Genomic DNA, 1,887 nt, shown 5'->3' on the forward strand with positions numbered 1-1,887 from the left:
GGCGCACCTCGAGCCGCGCCCCGTCCGGCGCGCGTGCCAGGTGCAGGGTGCGGTCGTGATAGGCATCGAGCCCCGGGCGGTGGCCGATCGAGACCAGCGCGCTGTCGGCCAGCTCCTCGCGGAACAGCCGCATCATGCTGTCCTGGTTCTCCTCATCGAGCGCGGCCGTCGCCTCGTCCAGGAAAACCCAGCGCGGCCGGTGCAGCAGCAGGCGGGCGAAGGCCAGCCGCTGCTGCTCGCCAAGCGAGAGCACGCGGTCCCAGCGCTCCTCATCGTCGAGGCGGGGGACCAGGTGCGCCAGCTCGCAGCGCTCCAGCGCGGCCGCCATGGCGGCGTCGGGGAAGCGCTTCGCGGCGGCCGGATAGGCGAGCGCGGCGCGGAGCGAGCCGATCGGCATGTAGGGCCGCTGCGGCATGAAGAACATTTTCTCCCGCGGCGGGGTGCGGATCTCGCCGGACCCCCAGGGCCACAGCCCCGCGACCGCCCGGAACAGCGTCGATTTGCCGGTGCCGCTCTCGCCGACGATCAGCACCTTCTCGCCCGCCTCGATCTCCGCGTTGGCGTCCTGGATCACGACGTTGCCGTCGGCATGGCCGACCTGCAGATTGCGGAAGGCCAGGACCTCCCGCCCGTCCTCGGTGGGCCCGACGACCAGGTCGATCGTCTGGTCGGCCTCCAGCTCCTCGGCCGTCTCGAAGGTGTCCTCCAGCGCCGCGACGCGCTCGATGTGGCTGCGCCAGTCGGCCAGCAGGGGGAACTTGTCCACGAACCAGTTCAGGCTGCGCGTCACCTCGAGGAAGGCCTGGGTGATCTGCATGAGCACGCCGAGCGTGATCGCGCCCGCGAAGTAGCGCGGGCTCGCCACGATGATCGGCACCACGCCGGCGATCATCCCGTAGGCGGAGGTCAGGTACATCAACGCCCGCTCGCGCCCGTAGAGGTCCTTCATCACCGCGACCACGCGGGCGAAGGCGGCGCGCAGGCCGCGATCCTCGTCCGGCTCGCCGCGGATCAGCGCGATGCCCTCGCTGTTCTCGCGCATGCGGATCAGTGCGAAGCGGTGGTCGCCCTCGGCCTCGTTGCGGCGGATGTTGATGCCCACCATCGGCGCGCCGAGGATCATCGTGATGACGCTGCCGACCAACGCATAGAGCAGCGCCGCCCAGACCATGTAGCCGGGCACGTCGAACTCGTAGGCGCCGAGCGCCACGTTCAGCGGCCCCGACAGCGTCCAGAGGATGCCGAGGAAGGAGACCAGCGTCAGGATCGAGCCGAGCAGGCCGATCAGCAGGTCCACCGCCATCGCCGTCGCCCAGCGCGTGTTCTCGCTGATGCGCTGGTCGGGGTTGTCCGCCGCGTCGGGCATGAAGTTGAGCTGGTAGTGCAGCCCGCCGCGCAGCCAGCGCGCCTGCAGGTCCTGCACGAGCCAGCGGCGCCAGTCGAGCGAGAGCATCTGCTTCGCCCAGAGCGCCGCCACCGCCGTCCCCATCGCGCCCAGCACCAGCAGCAGCAGCGTCCAGAGCTGGCCGTAGAAGGCGACGCGGTCGCGGTTCTCGAGCGCGTTGAAGAAGTCGCGGTTCCAGAGGTTGAAGCGCACCTGCACCGCGATCTGCAGCACGGTGAAGAACACCACCGCCGCCGTCAGCAGCCAGGCGCGCCGCCGGTCGCCGGGCGAGGTGTAGTAGCCGCGGACGATGCGCCAGAACTGCCGGAAGAAGCCGCGGCGCGCCGGCGCCTCCGCGGGCGTCCCGCTCATCAGCGCCGGCGCGTGTCGGCGGGCGAGCGCGGCTCCGCCGGCGGCGGCACGTCGCGCAGCGCCTCCGGGTTCTCCCCGATCCTCTCGGCCGCCACGGCGCGCGACCCTTCGACGGCGACGCCGCGACCCTC

Annotated in this window: 1 protein-coding gene; it reads right to left on the bottom strand. The window is 71.6% G+C overall.

The window, feature by feature from the left end; all coding sequences use genetic code 11:
• On the bottom strand, positions 1 to 1,756 hold a 1,756-nt coding region (locus tag L2I40_RS22605; protein WP_237217591.1), incomplete at its 3' end, for an ABC transporter ATP-binding protein/permease.
• Positions 1,757 to 1,887 lie beyond the last annotated feature (131 nt).

Source organism: Falsiroseomonas oryziterrae (assembly GCF_021864505.1).
GTDB lineage: Bacteria > Pseudomonadota > Alphaproteobacteria > Acetobacterales > Acetobacteraceae > Falsiroseomonas > Falsiroseomonas oryziterrae.